The 23,343-nt window shown below is 69.3% G+C and carries 20 protein-coding genes; 14 read left to right on the forward strand and 6 right to left on the reverse strand.

The genetic code is table 11. The annotated features are described in order from the left end of the window. Positions 1 to 63 precede the first annotated feature (63 nt). On the forward strand, positions 64 to 360 hold the full coding sequence (rpsT, locus tag M0L44_RS08485; protein WP_252769198.1) for a 30S ribosomal protein S20: 297 nt from the start codon (positions 64 to 66) through the stop codon (positions 358 to 360). Between the two features lie 104 nt (positions 361 to 464). Here rpsT and M0L44_RS08490 read toward each other — a convergent pair whose 3' ends face one another. Beyond that, positions 465 to 800 carry a DUF3579 domain-containing protein gene (locus M0L44_RS08490; protein ID WP_252769199.1) on the reverse strand — a complete coding sequence of 112 codons (336 nt, stop codon included), beginning with the start codon at positions 798 to 800 and terminating at the stop codon, positions 465 to 467. Between the two features lie 329 nt (positions 801 to 1,129). On the opposite strand from M0L44_RS08490, the gene M0L44_RS08495 reads away from it, so the two are divergent. The 9 genes from M0L44_RS08495 to M0L44_RS08535 all read left to right on the forward strand — a co-directional run bounded on the left by M0L44_RS08495 (position 1,130) and on the right by M0L44_RS08535 (position 10,779). Beyond that, positions 1,130 to 2,323, forward strand: a complete 1,194-nt coding sequence (locus M0L44_RS08495; protein ID WP_252769200.1) for an aspartate aminotransferase family protein — start codon at positions 1,130 to 1,132, stop codon at positions 2,321 to 2,323. After that, the gene (argF, locus tag M0L44_RS08500) at positions 2,320 to 3,282 is read left to right on the forward strand and encodes an ornithine carbamoyltransferase (protein WP_252769201.1); all 963 of its coding nucleotides are present in this window, start codon (positions 2,320 to 2,322) and stop codon (positions 3,280 to 3,282) included. The genes M0L44_RS08495 and argF overlap by 4 nt, the downstream gene beginning before the upstream one ends. Before the next feature lie 82 nt (positions 3,283 to 3,364). Beyond that, on the forward strand, positions 3,365 to 4,108 hold the full coding sequence (locus tag M0L44_RS08505) for a metallophosphoesterase family protein (RefSeq protein WP_252769202.1): 744 nt from the start codon (positions 3,365 to 3,367) through the stop codon (positions 4,106 to 4,108). After that, the gene (locus M0L44_RS08510; protein WP_252769203.1) at positions 4,098 to 5,606 is read left to right on the forward strand and encodes a serine/threonine protein kinase; all 1,509 of its coding nucleotides are present in this window, start codon (positions 4,098 to 4,100) and stop codon (positions 5,604 to 5,606) included. The genes M0L44_RS08505 and M0L44_RS08510 overlap by 11 nt, the downstream gene beginning before the upstream one ends. 4 nt (positions 5,607 to 5,610) lie before the next feature. Continuing rightward, on the forward strand, positions 5,611 to 5,958 hold the full coding sequence (locus M0L44_RS08515) for a YkgJ family cysteine cluster protein (RefSeq protein ID WP_252769204.1): 348 nt from the start codon (positions 5,611 to 5,613) through the stop codon (positions 5,956 to 5,958). 84 nt (positions 5,959 to 6,042) lie between these two features. Then, entirely contained in the window at positions 6,043 to 6,702 is a 660-nt protein-coding gene (gene kynB / locus M0L44_RS08520) for an arylformamidase (RefSeq protein WP_256490193.1), read from the forward strand. Between the two features lie 25 nt (positions 6,703 to 6,727). Further along, positions 6,728 to 8,014 carry a kynureninase gene (gene kynU, locus M0L44_RS08525; RefSeq protein ID WP_252769205.1) on the forward strand — a complete coding sequence of 429 codons (1,287 nt, stop codon included), beginning with the start codon at positions 6,728 to 6,730 and terminating at the stop codon, positions 8,012 to 8,014. Position 8,015: 1 nt separating this feature from the next. Further along, positions 8,016 to 8,885, forward strand: coding sequence for a tryptophan 2,3-dioxygenase (kynA, locus tag M0L44_RS08530; RefSeq protein ID WP_252769206.1), 870 nt, complete (start codon positions 8,016 to 8,018; stop codon positions 8,883 to 8,885). An 85-nt stretch (positions 8,886 to 8,970) separates the two neighbouring features. After that, positions 8,971 to 10,779 carry an aminopeptidase P family protein gene (locus tag M0L44_RS08535; RefSeq protein ID WP_252769207.1) on the forward strand — a complete coding sequence of 603 codons (1,809 nt, stop codon included), beginning with the start codon at positions 8,971 to 8,973 and terminating at the stop codon, positions 10,777 to 10,779. 24 nt (positions 10,780 to 10,803) lie between these two features. Here M0L44_RS08535 and M0L44_RS08540 read toward each other — a convergent pair whose 3' ends face one another. The 3 genes from M0L44_RS08540 to M0L44_RS08550 form a co-directional block, all read right to left on the reverse strand. After that, positions 10,804 to 11,208, reverse strand: coding sequence for a hypothetical protein (locus tag M0L44_RS08540; protein WP_252769208.1), 405 nt, complete (start codon positions 11,206 to 11,208; stop codon positions 10,804 to 10,806). Positions 11,209 to 11,471: 263 nt separating this feature from the next. Beyond that, the gene (gene ettA / locus M0L44_RS08545; protein ID WP_252769209.1) at positions 11,472 to 13,136 is read right to left on the reverse strand and encodes an energy-dependent translational throttle protein EttA; all 1,665 of its coding nucleotides are present in this window, start codon (positions 13,134 to 13,136) and stop codon (positions 11,472 to 11,474) included. 129 nt (positions 13,137 to 13,265) lie between these two features. Next, a complete protein-coding gene (locus tag M0L44_RS08550) occupies positions 13,266 to 15,146 on the reverse strand; it encodes a putative bifunctional diguanylate cyclase/phosphodiesterase (RefSeq protein ID WP_252769210.1) in 1,881 nt (626 codons plus the stop codon). A 317-nt stretch (positions 15,147 to 15,463) separates the two neighbouring features. On the opposite strand from M0L44_RS08550, the gene M0L44_RS08555 reads away from it, so the two are divergent. The 4 genes from M0L44_RS08555 to M0L44_RS08570 all read left to right on the forward strand — a co-directional run bounded on the left by M0L44_RS08555 (position 15,464) and on the right by M0L44_RS08570 (position 21,701). Further along, on the forward strand, positions 15,464 to 16,876 hold the full coding sequence (locus M0L44_RS08555; RefSeq protein ID WP_252769211.1) for a DEAD/DEAH box helicase: 1,413 nt from the start codon (positions 15,464 to 15,466) through the stop codon (positions 16,874 to 16,876). 237 nt (positions 16,877 to 17,113) lie between these two features. Next, positions 17,114 to 18,931: a methyl-accepting chemotaxis protein gene (locus M0L44_RS08560; protein ID WP_252769212.1), complete on the forward strand. Its 1,818-nt coding sequence runs from the start codon at positions 17,114 to 17,116 to the stop codon at positions 18,929 to 18,931. Positions 18,932 to 19,041: 110 nt separating this feature from the next. Then, positions 19,042 to 20,415 (forward strand): MBL fold metallo-hydrolase RNA specificity domain-containing protein, encoded by a 1,374-nt coding sequence (locus tag M0L44_RS08565; protein WP_252769213.1) that lies wholly within the window; start codon positions 19,042 to 19,044, stop codon positions 20,413 to 20,415. After that, complete coding sequence (locus M0L44_RS08570) at positions 20,415 to 21,701, forward strand: MgtC/SapB family protein (protein WP_252769214.1); 1,287 nt, start codon at positions 20,415 to 20,417, stop codon at positions 21,699 to 21,701. The genes M0L44_RS08565 and M0L44_RS08570 overlap by 1 nt, the downstream gene beginning before the upstream one ends. A gap of 18 nt (positions 21,702 to 21,719) precedes the next feature. Here the strand turns inward: M0L44_RS08570 and M0L44_RS08575 are convergent, their stop codons facing one another. Further along, positions 21,720 to 22,553, reverse strand: coding sequence for a 2OG-Fe(II) oxygenase (locus tag M0L44_RS08575; RefSeq protein ID WP_252769215.1), 834 nt, complete (start codon positions 22,551 to 22,553; stop codon positions 21,720 to 21,722). After that, positions 22,550 to 23,335 carry a peroxide stress protein YaaA gene (yaaA, locus tag M0L44_RS08580; RefSeq protein WP_252769216.1) on the reverse strand — a complete coding sequence of 262 codons (786 nt, stop codon included), beginning with the start codon at positions 23,333 to 23,335 and terminating at the stop codon, positions 22,550 to 22,552. The genes M0L44_RS08575 and yaaA overlap by 4 nt, the downstream gene beginning before the upstream one ends. Between the last annotated feature and the right edge of the window lie 8 nt (positions 23,336 to 23,343).

Below are 23,343 nucleotides of genomic sequence, written 5' to 3' on the forward strand. Positions count from 1 at the left end.
CTTGCAAGCGCTGTCAAAAATCCGCTATACTCGATGGTCTTTCCCACCTGGAAACTAAAAGCAATGGCAACCTCTTCCAAAGCCAAGAAGCGCACCGTGCGTCTGGCATCGGGCCGCAAGCGCGCTCGCCAAGACGTCAAGCTGAACGCCGCCAACTCGTCGCTGCGTTCGAAGTTCCGCACCTCGATCAAGAACGTGCTGAAGGCTGTCGCCGCCGGTGACAAGACCCAGGCCTCCGAACTGTTCAAGACGGCCCAGGGCGTGATCGACTCGATCGCCGACAAGGGCATCTTCCACAAGAACAAGGCCGCCCGTCACAAGAGCCGCCTGTCCGCCAAGGTCAAGGCCCTGGCCGCCTGACATCTACATCCAGGTGGACGACAAGAAGGCCCCGCAGTGCGGGGCCTTTTTCATGGCCATGCCACCCGGTCAAGCGGCCAGCGCTGGGACAGCGCTGACGTCGCTCAGGACGCCTTCTTGGGCGCGCCGTCTTCCGGCAGCAGGCAGGCCTCGGTGACCTGCAAGCCGTTGTCGCGGGCGAAGTTCATCACGAAATCCCAGGCCATGGGCTCGATGCCTCTCAGGGCCTCGTTGACGATCACGCACTTCACGCCATTGATCACCCGCGGCACGCAATAAGGCGAGTAGCCGATGAAGGCGCCAATCCCGCCTGCTTTCGCCCCGCCCGGCCGGAAGCAGGACATGGCCCCCGCCAGCCGCTCCGCCCAGTCGCTGGGTCGGAATGTTCGGCCTTCTTTGGTGAGGCCCTGAATGAAGAATTCGCGGGGCTTGGTGGTCATGGAGAGCGTGTCGATCGATCGGCGATGGTAGGAACAGAAGCTTGCGAGCCGCTGTCTATCCCGGGGCAGTCCGACCGCAACTGAATTGCGCGGGGGCTGATTTTGCCTTGCTCTTGACGCAATGCAGCGAAAACACCCGAGCGCCCCAGGGAAGTGCTCATCCTCTCGCCACGGCCGAGGCCCTCCGGCAGCAGGTCCCGGCCACAGATTCATCCCCCCCGCCCCGCGGCTTGAACCTTAGAATTCGGGCAGGTTGGCGCGACACCCCTTGCTGCGGCACAGGGTGTGACCAGCCTTTTCTTTTTTGTCATCCACCCGGAGATCTGAGAATGTCCGCCTCCATGCCCCATGTCATGAACACCTACGGCCGGCTGCCTGTGGCACTGTCGCACGGCCGAGGCTGCGAAGTGTGGGACACCCGAGGCCGACGTTACCTGGACGCGCTGGGCGGCATCGCCGTCAACACCCTGGGCCACGCCCACCCGAAGCTGGTGGAGGCCCTGCAGGCCCAGATCGGCCAGCTGATCCACTGCTCCAACTACTACGAAAGCCCGCTGCAGGAGCAGCTGGCCACGCTGCTGTGCGAGCGCTCCGGCCTGGACGTGGCCTTCTTCTGCTCCACGGGCCTGGAAGCCAACGAAGCCGCGCTGAAGATCGCCCGCAAGTACGGCCATGACAAGGGCATCGAACGCCCGGAGATCATCGTGCTGGACAAGGCCTTCCATGGCCGCTCCATCGCCACGCTGTCGGCCACCGGCAACGTCAAGGTGCAGGAAGGCTTCGGCCCGCTGGTCGAAGGTTTCGTGCGCGTGCCGCTCAACGACATCGGCGCGATGCGCGACGCCGCGGGCACGCACCCGAACGTGGTGGCCGTGATGCTGGAAACCATCCAGGGCGAGGGCGGCATCCGCCCCGTCCAATGGGACTACCTGCGTCAGGTCCGCCAGCTCTGCGACGAGCGCGGCTGGCTGCTGATGCTCGACGAGGTGCAGTGCGGCATCGGCCGCACCGGCAAGTGGTTCGCCTGCCAATGGGCCGGCATCCAGCCCGACGTGATGCAGCTGGCCAAGGGCCTGGGCTCGGGCGTGCCGGTGGGCGCGGTGCTGGCCGGCCCCAAGGCCCGCAATGTGCTGGGCCCGGGCAACCACGGCACCACCTTCGGCGGCAACCCGCTGGCCATGCGCGCCGGCATCGAGACCCTGCAGATCATGACGGCCGACGGCCTGCTGGAAAACGCCAGCGCGGTGGGTGGCTACCTCAAGAGCGCCCTGCAGGCCGCACTGGGCGACGTGCCGGGCGTCAAGGACGTGCGTGGCGAAGGCCTGATGCTGGGCATCGAGCTCGACCGCCCCTGCGGCGCCATCCTGACCCGCGCGATGGAGGCCGGCCTGCTGCTGTCCGTGACTGCCGACAGCGTGGTGCGCCTGCTGCCGCCGCTGATCTTCAGCCGCGAAAACGCCGATGAACTGCTGTCCATCCTCGTTCCGCTGATCCAGAATTTCCTCTCGGAGACCCAGGCATGAAACCGGGTTACAGCCTCATGCGCCACTACCTGCAATTCAAGGACTTCCGGGCCGAAGAGTACGCCTACCTGTTCGAGCGCGCCCGCGTCATCAAGCAGCGCTTCAAGAACTACGAGAAGTACCAGCCGCTGACCGACCGCACCCTGGCCATGATCTTCGAGAAGGCCAGCACCCGCACCCGCGTCAGCTTCGAGGCCGGCATGTACCAGATGGGCGGCTCGGTGGTGCACCTGACCACCGGCGACAGCCAGCTGGGCCGCAGCGAGCCGATCGAGGACAGCGCCCGCGTCATCAGCCGCATGGTCGACCTGGTGATGATCCGCACCTTCGAGCAGAGCAAGATCGAGCGCTTCGCCGCCCACTCGCGCGTGCCGGTCATCAACGGCCTGACCAACGAGTTCCATCCCTGCCAGATCCTGGCCGATCTGCTGACCTACCTGGAGCACCGTGCCCCGGTGAACGCCAGCGGCTACGACCTGAACTGCCTCAAGGGCAAGGTGGTGGCCTGGGTGGGCGATGGCAACAACATGGCCAACACCTGGCTGCAGGCCGCCGAGATCCTGGGCTTCACGGTCCATGTCAGCACCCCCTCGGGCTACGAGGTGGACCCGGCGGTGGCCGGCGTGCGCGACATCGGCTGCTACAAGGTCTTCAAGAACCCGCTGGACGCCTGCCGCGGCGCCCACCTGGTCACCACCGACGTGTGGACCAGCATGGGCTACGAAGCCGAGAACGCCGAACGCCTGAAGGCCTTTGCCGACTGGTGCGTCGACGCCGAGATGATGGCCGCGGCCCAGCCCGATGCGCTGTTCATGCACTGCCTGCCCGCCCACCGTGGCGAGGAGGTCACCGCCGATGTCATCGACGGCCCGCAATCGGTGGTCTGGGACGAGGCCGAGAACCGCATGCACGTGCAGAAGGCCCTGATGGAATACCTGCTGCTCGGCCGCATCGGGTAAATCCTGAGCCCGCCTGGCGCCGGGCATCAGTCCGGCGTCAGCGCCTGGGCGCACAGTGGCGGCAGGAGACAACGACAAGACCATGAAGCTGGCCCTGATCACCGACCTGCACGCCAACCGCGAGGCCGTGCAGGCCGTGCTGGAACACGCGGAGGCCCAGGGCGCCGGCCGCTACGCCTTCCTGGGCGACTATGTGGGTTACGGTGCCGACCCGGGCTGGGTCATCGACACCGTGCGCCGCTATGTCGACCAGGGCGCCATCGCCGTGGGCGGCAACCACGATGCCGGCGTGGCCACCGAGATCTCCCCCTCCATGCGGCCCGATGCCCGCCAGGTCGTCGAATGGACCCGCGGCCAGCTCACACCCGAGCAGCTGGCCTTCCTCTCCGCCCGGCCCCTGTCCCACACCGAGGGCGACATGCTGTTCGTGCATGCCAACGCCTTTGCCCCCGCGGAATGGGAGTACATCCAGGGCCGGCTGGAAGCGGTGCGCAGCCTGCATGCCACGACCTGCCACTACACCTTCTGCGGGCACATGCACGAGCCCAAGCTGTTCCACCTGTCGGGCACCGGCAAGGCGGGTGATTTCGTGCCCTCGCCCGGTGTGGCCATCCCCATCCCGCCCATCCGCCAATGGCTGATCGTGCCCGGCTCGGCCGGCCAGCCGCGCGACGGCAACCCCGCCGCCTGCTACGCCATGTTCGACCTGGCCGAGCAGTCGCTGACCTTCCACCGCGTGCCCTACGATCACGACACCGCGGCGCGCAAGATCCTCGACGCCGGTCTGCCGGCACGCCTGGCGGAGCGGCTGATCCATGGCCAATGAAGCGACGGCAGCCCCCCTCCCCGCGGAAGAGCCTGTCGCAGAAGGTGGCAACAGCCCGCTGAAGCCGGGTCAGATCATCGACGGCTTCCGGCTGGAAGAGGCTCTGCACCGGGGTGGCATGGCCACGCTGTGGCGGGTGCGCCGGGTACAGGCCGATGGCAACCCGGCCGACGGTCCCGAAGCCCTGCCGCTGATCATGAAGGTCCCGCGCATCAAGGGTGGCGAGGACCCGGCCACCATCGTCGGCTTCGAAGTCGAGCGCATGATCATGCCGACCCTGTCCGGTCCGCATGTGCCCAAGTTCATCGCCAAGGGCGACTTCACCCGCCAGCCCTACATCGTGATGGAGCACATCCCCGGCCCCACGCTGCGGCCACGGCTGGACGAGGCGCCCCTGCCCTTTGACGAGATCGTCGAGGTGGGCGAGCGGGTGGCCACCGCGCTGCACGAGCTGCACCGACAGCATGTGGTGCACCTGGACATCAAGCCCAGCAACATCCTCTTCCGCCCGGACGGCACGGCCGTGCTGGTCGACTTCGGCCTCTCGCGCCACGACCAGCTGCCCGATCTGCTGGACGAGGAGTTCACGCTGCCCATGGGCACCGGGCCCTACATGTCGCCCGAGCAGGTGCAGTTCGTGCGCAGCGACCCCCGCAGCGACCTCTTCGCGCTGGGCGTCATGCTCTACCACCTCACCACCGGCGAGCGCCCCTTCGGCGCCCCCAACAGCGTGCGCGGGCTGCGCAAGCGCCTCTATGTGGACCCGGTGCCCCCGCGTGCCCTGCGCAAGGACTGTCCGCCCTGGTTGCAGGAGGTCATCCTGAAATGCCTGGAGGTCAACGCCGACCAGCGCTACCAGAGCGCGGCCCAGCTCTCGCTGGACCTGCAGGCCCCGGCCCAGATCCCGCTCACCCGCCGGTCCGAGAAGCTGCAGGGCGCCTCCACGCTCAAGCGGCTCAAGCGCTGGTTCTTCGCCCTGGGCTCGGAGCCGGACCAGCGTCCGGTCACCGTGGCCGAACAGGTGCACCGCAACCCCATCATCATGGCCGCGGTGGACACCGAGGCCACGCCGGCCCTGTCCAACCAACTGCGCGACACGGTGCAGCGCATCGTCAAGACCGAGCCCGGCGCCCGTCTGGCCTGCGTCAGCGTGATGCGCACCGCCCGCATCGGCATGGACGATCTGGTGGACAAGTCCGGTCAGAGCCGGCACGTCAAGCAGCTGGTGCAGATCAAGCACTGGGCCCACCCGATCGCCAAGGCCCTGTTCTTCGACGAGGGCCGGTTGACCTTCCATGTGCTGGAAGCGCCGGACCCGGCCGCCGCCATCGTCGAGTTCGCCCGACGCAACCAGGTGGACCACATCGTGATGGGCGCACGTGGCCAGTCGGCCCTGCGCCGCTACCTGGGCAGCACCTCCTCGCAGGTGGTGGCCGAATGCGATTGCACCGTCACCGTGGTGCGGGCCCCGCAGCAGGGCACCGAGGCCCAGGAATGAAGCCATGAGCGGGGCCATCAGCGAAGCGGACAACCCCTGCGTGCGCTGCGGCGCCTGCTGCGCCAGCTTCCGGGTGGACTTTGCCCGCGAGGAGCTGATGAGCGAGGGCGGCTGCGTGCCCGATGGCCTGGCCGTGAACCTGACCGAGCACCTCTGCCGCATGCGCGGCACCGACCACGCCCAGCCCCGCTGTGCGGCGCTCAGCGGCCAGGTGGGTGTGGATGCCCGCTGCGGCATCTACGAATGGCGGCCCGGCCCCTGCCGAGAGTTCGGGATGCTCGCGCCCTTGGGCCGCGGCGACGACGCCTGCCGCCGGGCCCGCCAGCGCCACGGCCTGCCGCCGCTGGACTGACCCTCGGCGCCCCTCGGGACATTCCCTGCCCTGTTGGAAGCAAGCGACACCACGCCCGCCCGGGCGGCGCTACTGTTCGCCGCCATGTCAGACACCCCCTCCAACGCCCCGGTGCGCAGCCGCCGCTTGTGGGACATTTCGCCGCCGGTGCACCGCGCCGCCCCGGTCTTCCCCGGCGACACGCCCTACCAGCAGCAGTGGGCCGCCACGCTCGGTCCGGGCTGCCCGGTCAACGTCGCCACCCTGACCCTCTCGCCCCATGTAGGCGCCCATGCCGACGCCCCGCTGCACTACAGCCCCGATGGCGCGGCGGTGGGGGCGCTGGACCTGGCCCCCTACCTGGGCCCCTGCCGCGTGATCCACGCCATTGGCTGCGGCCCGCTGGTGCAAGCCGAGCACCTGCGCCATGCCGCGCAGGGCCTGCCCCCGCGGGTGCTGGTGCGCACCTATGCCCGCATGCCGCAGGACCACTTCGACACCGCCCTGCCGGCCTTCGCGCCCCAGACCCTCGAATGGCTGGCCGACCAGGGCGTGCAGCTGGTGGGCATCGACTCGGCCAGCGTGGACCCGGCCGACAGCAAGACGCTGGACAGCCACCAGGTGCTGCGGCGGCGCGGGCTGCGGGTGCTGGAGAACCTGGTGCTCGACGCCGTGCCCGAGGGCGATTACGAGCTGATCGCCCTGCCGCTGAAACTGACCGAGGCCGACGCCTCCCCTGTGCGCGCCGTGCTGCGCGAACTCTGACCCCGACCCCCGCATGAGTGACCCCATGACCCTGACCCGAGACGACTGCGCGGCGCTGGACGCCGCCGATCCCCTGGCCCCGCTGCGGGCCCAGTTCGCCCTGCCCGAGGGCGTGATCTACCTGGACGGCAACTCCCTGGGCGTGCTGCCCGCCGCCACCCCGGCCCGGGTGGCCAGCGCCATCCAGCAGGAATGGGGCGATGGCCTGATCCGCAGCTGGAACAGCGCCGGCTGGATCGACCTGCCCCAGCGCGTGGGCGACAAGATCGCCCGCCTGGTGGGTGCCGCCCCCGGCGAGCTGGTGGTGGCCGATTCAACCTCGGTCAACCTCTACAAGGTGCTCAGCGCCGCGCTGGCCATCGCCCGCGCCGACGCCCCCGCGCGCCGGGTGGTGCTCTCCGACGCCGAGAACTTCCCCACGGACCTCTACATCGCCCAGTCGCTGTGCGCGCAACACGGGCTGACGCTGGAGCTGACCACCGCAGACGCGCTGGAGGCCCGGCTGGCCCGCGGCCAGGACGTGGCCGTGCTGCTGTGGACCCAGGTGAACTACCGCAGTGGGCTGATGCTGGACATGGCCCGCACCACCGCCCTGGCCCATGCCGCCGGCGCGCTGGCCCTCTGGGACCTGGCCCACTCGGCCGGCGCGGTGCCGGTGGACCTCAACGGCGCGCAAGCCGACTTCGCCATCGGCTGCGGCTACAAGTACCTCAACGGCGGCCCCGGCGCGCCGGCCTTCGTCTGGGCCCATGGCCGCCATGCCGAGCGCTTCTGGCAGCCGCTGTCGGGCTGGATGGGCCACGCCGCGCCCTTCCGTTTCGAGACCGGCTACCAGCCCGCGCCGGGCATCGCCCGCTACCTGTGCGGCACGCCCTCGGTGCTGGCCATGACGGCGCTGGAGGTTGGGGTGGACACCCTGCTGGCGGCCGAGCCCCTGGGCGGCATGGCCGCGCTGCGGGCCAAGTCGCTGCAGCTCTCACGTCTGTTCATCGCGCAGGTGCGCGAGCGCTGCGCCGCCCATGCCCTGCCGCTGGCCTCGCCCGAAGACGACGCTGAGCGCGGCAGCCAGGTCTCGTTGGCCTGCAACGAGGGTGGCTACGCGGTGATGGCCGCGCTGATCGCCCGCGGTGTGATCGGCGACTTCCGCGCCGGCCAGGGCACGGCCGAGGCGCCGGATCTGCTGCGCTTCGGCTTCACCCCGCTCTACACCCGCTTCGTCGATGTCTTCGACGCCGTCACCGCGCTGGCCACCGTGCTGGACAGCGGCGAATGGCGCGAGGCGCGCTTCAACCAACGTGCGGCGGTGACCTGACATGACGTGCCCCCATCACCCCGCGCCCGAGACACCGTGCGGCGCCGAGATCGTCCGCCAGGAAGGCGCGCAGCTCGACTTCTCGCGGGCCATGAGCTACGGCGACTACCTGCACCTGAACGAGATCCTGGGCGCCCAGCACCCGCTCTCGCCCGAGCACAACGAGATGTTGTTCATCGTGCAGCACCAGACCGGCGAGCTCTGGATGAAGCTGATGCTGCACGAGCTGGGCGCCGCGGTGCGCCACGTGGGCAGCGACCAGTTGCAGCCGGCCTTCAAGATGCTGGCCCGGGTCTCCAAGATCATGGAGCAGCTGGTGCATGCCTGGGATGTGCTGGCCACCATGACCCCGCCCGAGTACTCGGCCATCCGGCCCTACCTGGCGCAGTCCAGCGGCTTCCAGAGCTGGCAGTACCGCTGCATCGAGTTCACGCTGGGCAACAAGAACGCGGCCATGCTGCAGCCCCATGCCCACCGGGCGGACCTGCTGCAGACCGTGGAGACGGCCTGGCGCGCCCCCTCGCTGTACGACGAGGCCCTGCGCCTGCTGGCCCGCCGCGGCCTGCCGGTGCCCGACAGCCACACCCAGCGCGACTGGACCCAGCCCTACGCGGCCAGCGAGGCAGTGCAGGCGGCCTGGCTGGAGGTCTACCGCCATCCCGAGCAGCACTGGGACCTCTACCAGCTGGGCGAGGAACTGACCGACCTGGAGGACGCCTTCCGTCTCTGGCGTTTCCGCCACCTCACCACGGTGGAGCGGGTCATCGGCTTCAAGCGCGGCACCGGCGGCACCGGCGGCGTGAGCTACCTGCGCAAGATGCTGGACGTCGTCCTCTTTCCCGAGATCTGGTCCCTGCGCACCAGTTTGTGAAGAAAACCGCGTCGCGGACCGAGATTTGTTCACGGGTGGTTTTCCTAGAATGGACGTTTCCCCTTTTCGCTTCTGGAGCCGCCCCATGGACACCCGCACTTCTGCCGCCCGCCTGCGCATCGCCCGTCTGCGCGAGACCATGGCCCAGTCCGGCCTGGACGGGGTGCTGGTGCCCTCCAGCGACCCGCACATCTCCGAATACCTGCCGGCGCACTGGCAGGGCCGCGAATGGTTCTCGGGCTTCACCGGCTCGATGGGCACCCTGGTGGTGACCGCCCAGGACGCCGCCGTCTTCGCCGACAGCCGCTACTGGGTGCAGGCCGAGGTGGAGCTCGAAGGCAGCGGCATCGCGCTGGAAAAGATCCAGACCGGCGCCGCCACCAACCACCTGGAATGGATCGCCAGCCACCTGCAGCCCGGCCAGACCCTGGGCGTGGATGGCCAGGTGCTGGGCCTGGCCGCGGCGCAGCAGCTGCGTGCCACCTGCGAACGCGCAGGCCTCACCCTGCGCACCGGTGGGGACCCGCTGGCCGCCGCCTGGGATGACCGCCCGGGCCTGCCGGCCGCTGCCGTCTATGAACACCGCGCCCCGCATGCCGCCGTAGGCCGACCGGCCAAGCTGGCCGCGGTGCGCGCCGGCATGGCTGCGCACGGCGCCGGCCACCACTTCGTCTCCACCGTGGACGATATCGCCTGGATCACCAATCTGCGCGGCGCCGACGTGGCCTACAACCCCGTCTTCCTGGCCCACCTGCTGATCGGCCCGGCGCGCGCCACGCTGTTCGTCGGCACCGGCAAGGTAGACGCGGCCCTGACGGCCACGCTGGCGGCCGAGGGCATCGACCTGGCCGACTATGACCAGGCCGCCGCCGCCCTGGCCGCCCTGCCGGCCGGCAGCACCCTGCTGGTGGACCCGCGCCGCGTCACCCTGGGCCTGCGCGAGGCCGTGGCCGCAGGCGTGAAGGTGGTGGAAGCGACCAACCCCAGCACCCTGGCCAAGGGCCGCAAGACACCCGAGGAGGCGGCCTTCATCCGCGAGGCCATGGTGCAGGACGGCCTGGCCATGTGCCGCTTCTACGCCTGGTTCGAGGCCGCGATGGCGCGTGGCGAACGCATCACCGAACTGACCATCGACGAGAAGCTCAGCGCCGAGCGAGCACGTCAGCCCGGCTTCGTCGGCCTGTCCTTCCCCACCATCGCCGGCTTCAACGCCAACGGCGCGATGCCGCACTACCGGGCCACGCCCGAGTCGCATGCGGTGATCGAGGGCAACGGCCTGCTGCTGATCGACTCCGGTGCCCAGTACCTGGGCGGCACCACCGACATCACCCGAGTCTGGCCGGTGGGCCAGCTCAGCGCCGAGCACAAGCGCGACTTCACCCTGGTGCTCAAGGGCACGCTGGGCCTGTCGCGCGCCCGCTTCCCGCTGGGCACGCCCAGCCCCATGCTGGACACCCTGGCCCGCGCGCCACTGTGGGCAGAGAGCCTGGAATACGGCCACGGTACCGGCCACGGCGTGGGCTACTTCCTGAACGTGCACGAAGGCCCGCAGAGCATCAGCAAGGCGGTACCCACCGCCGACATGGCCATGCAGCCGGGCATGGTGACTTCGGTGGAACCGGGCCTCTACCGCCCGGGCCGCTGGGGCGTGCGCATCGAGAACCTGGTGCTCAACGTCGAGGCCCCGGCCTCGGAGTTCGGGCCCTTCCTCGAATTCGAGACCCTGACCCTGTGCCCCATCGACACCCGCTGCATCGACCGCGCCCTGCTGCGCGACGACGAGCGCGTCTGGCTGAACCAGTACCACGCCATGGTGCGCGCGCGCCTGGCCCCCGGCCTGGACGGCGAGGCCCTGGCCTGGCTGATGACCCGCACGGAGCCGCTGGGCGCCTGAGCCCCCGGCGACCCCACGACGGCGTCAGGACGCCGTGCTGCCCGCCGGCGCCGGGGCGGATGCCCCGGATGCCGCTGCCGCCGGCACAGCCGTGGGTGCAGAAGCCGCTTCTGCCGCCGTCGCCAACTTCTTCAGCGTGAACTGCACCTGGGCGGGCACGACGTTGGCGGCGTCCAGCGGCGTGCGCTCGCTGAACTCCAGCGTCTGGGGTTCATAACCCTCCAGGCTGGCGGTGAAGCGGTACACGCTGAACCAGCCAAACTGGTCCTGGATGGACTTGTCGAACGGTGCCGTGCCGATCACGTCGCCGTTGTAGCGGACCTGCGCACCGGCGGGCTCCGACGCGAAATGGGTGGTGGTGGCACAGCCGGCGGCCAGGGCGGCCAGTGTCAGCGCAGCGAGAGGACGGACCAGACGGAACTGGGACATGGAATCACTCCTTTGAGTTGTTATGGACGGACGCCTCCGCGGGTTCTGTTCCCTGGAGCGTCCGGGCCGGGAGTGTGTCCAAACTGGCCCACCACAGGCCATGGTCAAACTGATGACATGACCTAAACGCGACGTTCATCACGCCCACATGCCCTGCAAACTAGGGATGTGTTGTGTCCATGAATGAAAAAGGGCCACCCCGCGGGGTGGCCCTTTTTCATGGCGTACCCGACCGCAGCCGGGGCGCGCCAAGGCTCAGGCGCTCACTTGAGGGCCTTGAAACGCAGGCGGTGCGGCTTGGCGCCCTCTTCACCCAGGCGCTTCTTCTTGTCGGCCTCGTACTCGGTGAAGTTGCCGTCGTAGAAGAACCACTGCGAGTCGCCTTCGCAGGCCAGGATGTGGGTGCAGATGCGGTCCAGGAACCAGCGGTCGTGGGAGATGATCATGGCCGAGCCGGCGAACTCCAGCAGGGCATCTTCCAGCGCGCGCAAGGTTTCCACGTCCAGGTCGTTGGACGGCTCGTCCAGCATCAGCACGTTGCCGCCCTGGGCCAGGGTCTTGGCCAGGTGCAGGCGGCCGCGCTCACCCCCCGAGAGGCTGCCCACCAGCTTCTGCTGGTCATTGCCCTTGAAGTTGAAGCGTCCAAGGTAGGCGCGGCTGGGCATCACGAACTTGCCCACCACGATGTTGTCCAGGCCACCGGAGACGTCTTGCCACACGGTGTTCTCGGCAGCCAGTCCTTCGCGGCTCTGGTCGACGAAGGCCAGCTGCGCGGTCTTGCCGATGCTGACTTCGCCCGAATCCGGCGTCTCCACGCCCTGGATCATGCGGAACAGCGTCGATTTACCGGCGCCGTTGGGGCCGATGATGCCGACGATGGCACCCGCCGGCACCTTGAACGACAGGTTGTCGATCAGCATCCGGTCACCGAAGCTCTTCGAGACGTTCTTGAACTCGATCACTTCGTTGCCCAGGCGCTCGGCCACGGGAATGAAGATCTCGTTGGTCTCGTTGCGCTTCTGGTATTCGACGTCGCTCAGCTCCTCGAAACGGGCCAGACGCGCCTTGCTCTTGGCCTGGCGGCCCTTGGCGTTCTTGCGCACCCACTCCAGTTCCTGCTTCATGGCCTTGGCGCGGGCGTCCTCGGCCTTCTGCTCGGCCTCCAGGCGCTTTTCCTTGCCTTCCAGCCAGTCGGAGTAGTTGCCCTTGTAGGGGATGCCGTGGCCGCGGTCGAGTTCCAGGATCCACTCGGCGGCGTTGTCCAGGAAGTAGCGATCGTGGGTGATGGCCACCACGGTGCCGGAGAAGCGCTTGAGGAACTGCTCCAGCCACTCCACCGACTCGGCGTCCAAGTGATTGGTCGGCTCGTCCAGCAGCAGCATGTCGGGCTTGGACAGCAGCAGGCGGCACAGGGCCACGCGACGCTTCTCGCCACCGGACAGCGGGCCGATCTTGGCGTCCCAGGGCGGCAGGCGCAGCGCGTCGGCGGCGATGTCCAGCAGATGGTCGGTGTTCTCGCCACCGGCCGCGGCAATGATGGCTTCCAGTTCGGCCTGCTCGGTGGCCAGGGCGTCGAAATCAGCATCCGGCTCGGCATAGGCGGCATAGACCTCCTCCAGCCGCTTCTGCGCGGCCAGGGCGCCGCCGATGCCTTCCTCGACCGCCTGGCGCACGGTCTGCTCGGGGTCCAGCTGGGGCTCCTGCGGCAGGTAGCCGATCTTCAGGCCTGGCATCGGGACGGCTTCGCCCTCGATGTCCTTGTCCAGGCCCGCCATGATCTTGAGCAGGGTGGACTTGCCCGAGCCGTTCAGGCCCAGCACGCCGATCTTGGCGCCGGGAAAGAAGGACAGGGAGATGTCCTTCAGGATCTGCCGCTTCGGCGGCACGATCTTGCCGACGCGGTTCATGGTGAAGACGTATTGCGCCATTGCTTGTCCTGAAGTGGAGGTGCCGGCTGCACAAGCCGGTGGCCGGCGGCCTGCGAGGGCTGCCAGCACGAGAAGAATGGAAGGGGGCTGGCCCGCCTCGGAGCGGCGGCTGGCCCGGTCAACCCTGGATTATCGCGCGGACGGCCAGCCCAGCGGCATCTGGGCCGAAGCGGAACCCCGGGCCGTCACAGCATCGACCGGCATGGGACGGGTGCCCACATCCCAGCCGTCGATCATCCGACGCAGGGCCTCGGAGGACACCGGCTCGGCCAACAGGTTGCCCTGCACCGCGGTGCAGCCCGCTTCCTGCAGCACATCGAGCTGAGCCGCCTCTTCGACCCCCTCGGCCACGGTCTGCATGCCCAGCAGACGGGCCAACTCGACGATGGTCCGCACGATGGCGCGGGCATCCGGGTAGCCCAGCAACTCGCGCACGAAGGCGCGGTCGATCTTCAGGGTGTCAAAGGGGAAGCGCCGCAGGTAGGCCAGCGAGGAATAGCCGGTGCCGAAGTCATCCAGCGCGATCTGCACGCCCAGCGCCTTGATCTGGTGCAGATTGCTCATCGCCGTGGGCGTGGCGTCCAGCATCACACCTTCGGTGATCTCGACCTCCAGCCGCTCAGGGCCCAGGCCGGACTGCGCCAGGGCCCGGCGCACATCATCGACCAGACCGGCGTGCATCATTTGCACCGGCGAGACATTCACCGAGATCCGCAGATCGCCCAGCACCGTCTGGGCTTCCTGGCAGGCACGCTGCAGCACCCAGGCCCCGATGTCGCCGATCAGGCCACACCTCTCGGCCACCGGGATGAACTCGGACGGCGGCACCCAGCCCAGCGTGGGGTGCTCCCAGCGCACCAGGGCCTCGGCGCTCACCACCTCCCAGGCTTCGATGGAGACCCAGGGCTGCCAGGCCAGGCTCAGTTCGCCACGGGCCAGCGCCTCGCGCAGCTCGCGCTCCAGCAGCACCTGCCGCCGGCTGCGTTCACCCATCCAGGGCGCGAAATACTCGCAGCGCCCGCGGCCGCGCTCCTTGGCGGCGCTCAACGCCAGGTCGGCATGCCCGAGCACTTCGTCCACCGTGTCGCCATGGTCCGGAATGAGGGCCACGCCCATGCTGGCGGAGGGATGGACCAGCCGGCCCTGCACCTCACCCGGCGCATTGACCACCTGCATCAGGCGGCGGGTCAGCTGGTAGACCTCCTCGTCACTGCGCACATCGTCCAGCAAAACGGCGAACTCATCACCGCCCAGACGGGCCACCAGATCGGCCTTGCGCAGCACCGACTGCAGGCGCTTGGCCACCAGGCGCAAGGCGGCATCGCCCACCGAATGCCCCAGCGCGTCGTTGATCGACTTGAAGTTGTCCAGATCGAGGAAGATCAGCCCGCTGCGGCGCGGCGGATCGCCCCGGTGAGCCAGCACCTGCGTCAGCCGCTCGTGCAGCTGCATCCGGTTGGCCAGACCCGTCAGCGAATCGACATGAGCCAGGTAGCCCAGCGTGGGACGCTGCAGGCGGTCCTGGGTGACATCGCTGACCATGCCGCGCCAGCCCAGCCACTCGCCGGCGACGCCCTGCAGCGGCTTGGCCGACACCAGCCACCAGCGCGGCCCCTCGGCCCCCTTGAGCTGCAACAGCAGATCCCGGAAAGGCTTGCCGCGCTCCATGGCCGCCCGCATCGCCCGCACCCCCGGCACGACGGGATCCGACTCCAGCTGCGCGGTCTCCAGCACATCCAGCCAGGACGCCTGCTGCAGGCGCTGCACCGGCAGACCCAGCCAGACCGCCAGGCGCTCGGCCCCCAGCACCAGATGCCCCTGGGCATCCAGGTCCCAGAGCACATCGGGCGACGCATCGTCCCGTGCCGGGTTCACCTCGCCGATCACCGGCGCAGGCGGCAGGCCATCCGTCGCGGGCGTGCGCCCGCAACCTTCGCCCGCAAAGCGGCACTCCCACCAGCTGCGCAGGCGAGCGAACATTCGGGGCAGGTTGATGGGCAGCAAAGGCATGGTGACGCGCAGCCCGGCTGAACGGGGCTGTGGAAGTGAATGTAACCGCGCCCTTCCAGGCCCCGCACTGTCGCACTAGGGGGGCAGGTCGGAACAAGGGGCAAAGGCGGTCCTGCTCCGACGCGATTCCGGCCCGTCCGCCGGAGTGGCCTGCTACACTGCTCACCAGTAGTTGCCCGCACCAGCCCGGCAGCCTCCGCGCCGCCTCTGGCGCCGGCCCATCCCTCCCGGGTGTGCCCTCCTCTACTCCACCGGCTCCTTGCTGGTCGCCCCGCTCAGCGGGCGACGGTCCGGTCTCTTGCTCCCACAGAGCCTCCATGAGTTTTGATTCTCTCGGCCTGGCCGAACCGCTCGTTCGCGCCGTGCGCGAACAGGGCTACACCCAACCCACCCCGATCCAGGCGCAAGCCATTCCCGCTGTCCTGAAGGGCGGCGACCTGATGGCCGGCGCCCAGACCGGCACCGGCAAGACCGCCGGCTTCACCCTGCCCACCCTGCACCGCCTGGCCGCTGCCGGCTCCAAGCGCGATGCGCGCGGCCGCGTCGCCATCCGCGCCCTGATCCTCACCCCCACCCGCGAACTGGCCGCCCAGGTCGAGGAAAGCGTGCGCCAGTACGGCAAGTACCTGCCGCTGACCAGCATGGTGATGTTCGGCGGCGTGGGCATGCAGCCCCAGATCGACCGCCTGCGCAAAGGCGTGGACATCCTGGTGGCCACCCCGGGCCGCCTGCTGGACCACCACCAGCAAGGCACGCTGGACCTGTCGCACATCGAGATCCTCATCCTCGACGAAGCCGACCGCATGCTGGACATGGGCTTCATCCATGACATCAAGAAGGTCCTGGCCATCGTGCCCAAGCAGAAGCAGAGCCTGCTGTTCTCGGCCACCTTCAGCGACGACATCAAGGCCCTGGCCGACCGGCTGCTGAACCAGCCGGCCCTCATCGAGGTGGCTCGCCGCAACCAGACCAACGACGCGATCGCCCAGAAGGTTCATCCGGTGGGCCGCGAGCGCAAGAAGGAACTGCTGGCCCACCTGATCCGCCAGGGCAACTGGCACCAGGTGCTGGTCTTCACCCGCATGAAGCACGGCGCCAACCGCCTGGCCGAATTCCTGAACAAGGAAGACATCAGCGCGATGGCGATCCACGGCAACAAGAGCCAGGGCGCCCGCACCAAGGCCCTGTCGGAGTTCAAGGCCGGCACGCTGCAGGTGCTGGTGGCCACCGACATCGCTGCCCGCGGCATCGACATCGACCAGCTGCCGCACGTCGTCAACTTCGAGCTGCCCAATGTGCCCGAGGACTATGTGCACCGCATCGGCCGCACCGGCCGCGCCGGCGCCCAGGGCGAGGCCGTCTCGCTGGTCTGCGTGGACGAAGAGCAGTTCCTGCGCGACATCGAGAAGCTGATCAAGCGCGAGATCCCCAAGGCCGTGGTGCCGGGCTTCGAGCCGCCGGCCGGTGAAAAGGCCGAGCCCATCGTGCTGGGCCGCCGGATGACGATCGGCGTGGGTACCGCCGGCCGTGGGGGCCGCGGTGGTTCCGGACGCCCGGGCGGTGGCGACGGTCGCGGCCGCCAAGGGCAGCCCGGCCAGAGCACCCAGGCCCGTGCCCCCGGCCAGGGAGCGCGCCAAGGCCAGCGCCAGGGTCAGGGCAGCGCCGACAGCGGTCGCAGGGATCGCCCCGCCACGCCGGGCGGTTCGCGCCCGCCGCGTTCTGGGCGCTGAGCCTGGTCTGCCTAAAAAAGCCGCCTTCGGGCGGCTTTTTCATGGCCGAGTTCAGAAAATTCTGAGGAGTCTTGGGGTCAATTCTGGCGCTCACCATCCGATATCTGCGTTTGTAATACGGGCATTCACCCATGCAATGCGGACCACCTCGGCCACGCCCACGACCGTATACGTGGCTGGACCCATGCGCAGGTGATGACACCGTGTTTGCCGTCAGCGAGCCACTCAGGGACCCCCATGCGAACCAATCTGCCCGTCAGCCAGCACGAATACCCCTTCCCCGAGGGGGAGACGCTGGTGTCCACCACCGATCTGCAGGGACGCATCCTCTACTGCAATGCGGCCTTCATCGAGGTGAGCGGCTACATCCGACAAGAACTGCTGGGGCAGCCCCACAACCTGATCCGGCACCCGGACATGCCCGAGGAAGCCTTCCGGGACATGTGGGAGACGATCCAGCATGGGTACCCCTGGTCGGGCCTGGTGAAGAACCGCCGCAAGGATGGGTCCTTCTACTGGGTGATGGCCAATGTGACCCCGCTCATTGATGCCGGCGGCAAGGTGACCGGCTACATGTCGGTGCGTACACAGCCCGAGCGAACCGCCGTGGAGGGCGCCGAAAAGCTCTATGCCCGCATGCGCGAAGAAGCCAAGGCAGGCCGCTCCAGCCTGTGCCTGCACCGCGGGCAGGTGCTGGGCACCGGGGGGCTGGCCCGTCTCGCCCACCGTCTGCGTCCCGGCCTGCGGGGTAAGGTGGCCCTGACCACCGGCCTGATCAGCGTCATCAGCTTCTTCCTGGGTGAGTACGAGGCTGAAGGCCTTCCCCACATGAGCTGGGGCGAAGGCTTGGCCGGCATCGCTGCGGCCGGCGTGCTGGGCCTGATCGGCTCCAGCTATCTGCGCAAGCTGATTGCCACCCCGATCATGCGGCTGGTCGGCTTTGCCAACCAGATTGCCGGTGGCAACCTGACCCAGACCATCAGCAGCGACCGCACGGACGAGATCGGTCACCTGACGAAGGCGCTGGCCCAGCTCAACGTGAACCTGATGTCCATCGTGCGCGACGCCCGCAACGGGGTGGTGCAGATGACCCGCGACACCGGCGTCATCGCCGAAGGCAACCAGGATCTTTCTGCCCGCACCGAAGCCCAGGCCAGCAACCTGGAAGAGACCGCTTCGTCGATGGAGGAGATCACCAGCACCATCCGCCAGAGCACCGACATGGCACAGCAGGCGGCCCAGCGGGCCGACAACGCCCGCAGCGTGACCGACCACAGTGCCGAGGCGGTGCAGGCCCTCTCGGCCACCATGGCCCACATCAGCGATGCGTCCAGCAAGATCGCCGACATCATCCAGGTGGTCGACAGCATCGCCTTCCAGACCAACATCCTGGCCCTGAACGCCGCGGTCGAAGCCGCCCGTGCCGGCGAGCAGGGCCGCGGTTTCGCGGTGGTGGCCAGCGAAGTGCGGGCGCTGGCCCAGCGCACCTCGGTCGCCGCCCGCGAGGTGCGCGGCCTGATCCAGGCCTCGGCCGATCAGGTGAGCACCGGCAGCCAACAGACCGAGGCCGCCCGCTCGGCCATGGATTCCGCCCGCGGGGCAATCGACGAGGTCCACAAGTTCATCCTGCAGCTGAGCCATGGCATGCAGGAACAGATGCTGGGCGTCAACCAGGTCAACCAGGCCGTCTCCGACATGGACAGCCTGACCCAGAAGAATGCCGCCCTGGTGGAAGAGATTGCCGCATCGGCCTCGACGCTGCGCGACAAGGCCGGCGAGGTGGCGTCCTCCGTCTCCGTCTTCCAGCTCAAGGGTGGAGCCGGGACCACGGGCACGTCCACCCCCGATGCCGTGACCCTGCGCAAGACCATGAAGGCCCAGCAGGCTGCTTCGGCAAAAACCGCGCAGAGCCCCGCGGCACGCCCCTCGCACCCCACGCAGGCCAAGCTGACCCCGTCGTCCGCCAAGCCCCGCCCCACCGCCGCACCACCTCGCCCGGCGCCCGAACCGGCCCTGAGCACGGGTCAGGACGACAGCGACTGGACCAGCTTCTGATCTGCACTTGACGCGGCCGGAGCCCGGCGCTGCGGCCGCGTGCCATCATCCGCATTGACGGACCCGAAATGCCCCCTGGTGGGGCATTTGTCCATTCCATGGATTCGACAATGCAAATCGACTTTCTCGGCGCAGCCGACTGCGTCACCGGCTCGCGGCACCTGGTCACCTGGGGTGGCCAACGGGTGCTGCTGGACTGCGGCATGTTCCAGGGCTTCAAGGTGCTGCGCGAACGCAACTGGCAGCCGCCGTCGCCAGACATCCTGGCCGCGGACGCGGTGCTGCTGAGCCACGCCCACCTGGACCACAGCGGCTGGCTGCCGGTGCTGGTGCGCCATGGCTGGCGCGGCCCGATCTACACCTCCCCCGCCACCCGGGACCTGGCCGAGGTGCTGCTGCTGGATGCGGCGCATCTGCAGGAAGAGGACGCCCGGCGGGCCAACCGCTACGGCTACAGCCGCCACGCCAAGGCCCTGCCCCTGTTCACCCAGGCCGACGCCAAGCGCGCGATCGGCCAGATGGTGGCCGTGCCGGAGAACCGCCCGCGTGCCGTCGGCAAGGGCCCGCTGCAGTTCACGCTGCGTCCGGCCGGCCACCTGCTGGGGGCCTGCTCCGTCGTGCTGGAGTGCGAAGGCGAGCGCCTGCTGTTTTCCGGTGACCTGGGCCGGCAGAACGACCTGCTGATGAAGCCGCCCACCCCGCTGGACCATGCGGACGTGGTGCTGGTGGAATCGACCTACGGCAACCGCCTGCACCCGCGCGAGGACATCGCCGGCGTGCTGGCCGACATCATCCACGCCAGCATCCGCCGCGGCGGCTCGGTGCTGATGCCGGCCTTTGCCGTCGGCCGGGCCCAGGCCCTGCTGCTGGTGCTGCAGCGCCTGAAGGCCCAGGGCGAGATCCCCTCGCACCTGCCCATCTTCCTGGACAGCCCGATGGCGGTGGAGGCCACGGCGCTGTACCGCAAGTACCGGCGTCAGCTGCGCGTGCCCGAGCGCGAGATGCAGCAGCTGTGCGATGGCGTGCACCTGGTCACCACCCCGGCCCAGTCGCAGCGCTTGGTGCGCTCGCAGACGGGCGCCCACCTGCCAGCGGTCATCATTTCGGCCAGCGGCATGGCCACCGGCGGCCGGGTGCTGCACCACCTGAAGGCCATGGCCCCGGACGACCGGCACCACATCGTCTTTGCCGGCTTCCAGGTCGGTGGCAGCCGGGGCGCCAGCCTGGTGGGCGGCGCCCGCGAGGTCAAGATCCACGGCGAATGGGTGCCGGTGCGCGCCCCGGTGACCCACCTGGAGGGCTTCTCCGGCCATGCCGATGCCAACGAACTGATGAAGTGGCTGGGCCAGGCCAGCCCGCCGCCCCGCCAGACCTTCATCGTGCACGGCGAGCCCGAAGCGGCCGACGCCCTGCGTCAGCGGGTCGCGCGGGAACTGCAGTGGCCGGTGCGCGTGCCACCGGCTGGCGGGCGCTTCACCCCCTGATGGCAGGCGAGCTGCAGATCCCGGGCCTGGTGCAGGGCCTGGTGCAGGGCCTGGCCGCGGCCCTGGGCGCCGGTCTGCTGGTCGGGCTGGAGCGCGAGCGCCGCAAGGGCGAAAGCCGCGAGCGCAATGCCGCGGGCATCCGCACCTTCACCGTCACCGCCCTGCTGGGGGCCCTGGCCCAGACGCTCTCACGCCAGCTGGATGAGCCCATGCTGGTGTTGCTGGGCGGCGTGCTGGTGGTGGCGCTGGCGGTGGTGTCCTACCTGCGCAGCCTGCAGCGCGACCCCGGGGTGACCACCGAGCTGGCCCTGTTCACCACCTATGTGATCGGCGTGCTCTGCGCGGTGGCGCCGCTGCAGGGCGGCGGTCTGGCGGTGGTGCTGGCCATGGTGCTGGCCTCGCGCTCGCAGCTGCACCGCTTCTCCACCCGGGTGCTGACCGAAGCCGAGTTGCACGATGGCCTGATGCTGGCTGCCCTGGCCCTGGTGGCCCTGCCGCTGATCCCGCCTGGGCCGCTGCCGGCCCTGGGCGGCCTCAACCCGCGCCAGATCACCCTGCTGGTGCTGCTGCTGCTGGTGATGCAGGCCGCCGGTCACATCGCCCTGCGCGCCTTCGGCGAGCGCGCCGGCATGGTGCTCACCGGGGTGTTCGGGGGCGTGGTCTCCAGCACCGCCACCATCGCCTCGATGGGCACCAAGGCCCGCCACGGCGAGCTGCCGCCCCAGGCGGCACTGACCGCGGCCGTGGCCTCCACCGTGGCCACCTGGACGCAGGCCGAGCTGATCCTGCTGACCCAGTCACCCCAGCTGGCCTTTCACCTGCTGCCGCCCGCCCTGATGGGCACGCTGGTGGCCGCCGCGGGCACCGGCCTGCTGATCCGCCACAACGGTGTGGGTCAGTCCGGCACGCAACCCGTCAAGGGCGCCCGCGTGCTGCAGATGAAGGAGGCCCTGCTGGTGGCCGGCGCGCTGACACTGATCGCCGCCCTGGTGCGGGCCGCTTCCCACTGGCTGGGGCCGGAAGCGGTGGTGGCCAGCGCCTCGCTGTCCGCGGTGGTGGATGCCCACGCCAGCGCCGCGGCGCTGGGCGGCCTCTACAGCAGCGGCGACATCGACATCGCCACCGCCAAGGTCGGCGTGGTGGCGGTCATCACCGCCAATTCGCTGTCGCGGGCCGCCGTGGCCGCCTCGGCCGGCGGTGGCCGTTTTGCCTTGCCGGTGGCCGCCAACCTGGTGGTCTCGGCCGCGGCCAGCTGGGTCGGCTGGTGGTTCAGCCGAGGGTTCTGAGCCTCCCGGAACCGGGGTTCAGCGGAATTCGCGCTGGCGCAGCCACTTGGTGGCCACCCACTTCTCGCCCGACTGCACCGGCGCGCCACCGTGCAGGGTGCGGGTGGCGGCATCCGGGCGCGGGTAGCTGAAGAACACGGCATTGCCCTTGATCGGCGCCACCTCCAACCCGACATCGGGAAAGGTCGTCGCACCGCCGGCCTCCGGCGTGTTCAGGTACATGACCAGGGTGGCCAGGCGCTGCCCGCCCCGGGCCAGGATGGAGGTGGCCCCAGGCTGTGCCGGGTCGAAGTAGTCGTGGTGCGGCAGGTACTGCGCACCGGGACGGTAGCGCAGCACCTGCAGGCCTTCGCCGTGACTGACCGGCCAGCCCACCAGCGCCGCGATGCGGGCCTCGATGCGCTCGCACAGCTCGGTCTCGCCGCGCTCGAAGAACATGCCCTCGCTGGTGCGGGCGCTGTTGACCTCGCTGCCTCCGGTGTCGCCCACCACCGTCTCGGAGCGGGCCAGGCGGTCGGCCGCCAGCGCGACCAGGGCATCGCACTCTTCGTCGGACAGGAAGCCGCCCAGCACCACCACACGGGGCAGCGTCATCGACAGCAGCACGTCCACCGTGCGATCGGGCAGCACCAGGCGGTTGACCGCCCCTTCCAGCGCAATGCGGGGCAGGCCGTCCTCGCTCTGCGCGGCCGTGTCCAGCGTGGCCAGCACGCTTTGCAGGGCTGACAGGGCGACCGAGCGCTCCCAGCCGCTGGCTTGCATGGACTGCAGCACGTCCTCGGTGCGGCAGCCCGCTTCCAGCTGCTCATGGATCCAGGCCCGCAGCTCGGGGGTGATGGCCTGCGCGCTCATGCCGGCTCCCTGCGGCGGAACACCAGACGGTCCGGGCCCGAGGCGCCAGCGTCAAAGGCATAGCCCTCGCTGTCAAAGCCTTCCAGGGCCTGGACCCGGGTGATGCGGTGGGTGATGGCGAAACGCGCCATCAGCCCCCGGGCCCGTTTGGCGTGGAAGCTGATGACCTTCCACTGCCCGCCCTTCCAGTCCTCGAACAGGCAGTCCACCACCCGGGCCTTCAGGGCCTTGCGGTCCACCGCCTTGAAGTACTCCTGCGAGGCGAGGTTGACCACCACCGGCGCCAGGTCCGGGCCCAGCTGGGTGTTGAGGGTGCGGCTGAGCGTGTCGCCCCAGTAGCCGTAGAGGTTCTTCGCGCCGGGCGTGGCCAGCGCCGTGCCCATCTCCAACCGGTAGGGCTGCAGCCGGTCCAGCGGCCGCAGCAGGCCGTACAGACCCGAGAGGATGACCAGGTGCTGCTGCGCCCAGGCCAGGTCCTCGGTGCCCAGGCTGGCGGCGGCCAGGCCCTCGTACACATCGCCGTTGAAGGCCAGCACGGCCGGTTTGCTGTTGCGCTCGGTGAAGCGGGTCGACCAGGCGCCGTAGCGGGCAACGTTCAGCTGGGCCAGCGGGTCAGACAGGTCCATCAGCGAGGCGATGTCCTGGGCGCTCTTGGTTTTCAGCACCTCGATCAGGGCGGCCGCTTCCTTGACGAAGCGGGGCCGGGTGGCCAGGGCGGCGACCTCGGTCGGCACTGGGGTTTCGTAATCCAGGGTCTTGGCAGGCGAGATCAGGAACAGCATGGCAAGGG

This window comes from Ideonella oryzae, assembly GCF_024055665.1.
Classification (GTDB): domain Bacteria; phylum Pseudomonadota; class Gammaproteobacteria; order Burkholderiales; family Burkholderiaceae_C; genus Ideonella; species Ideonella oryzae.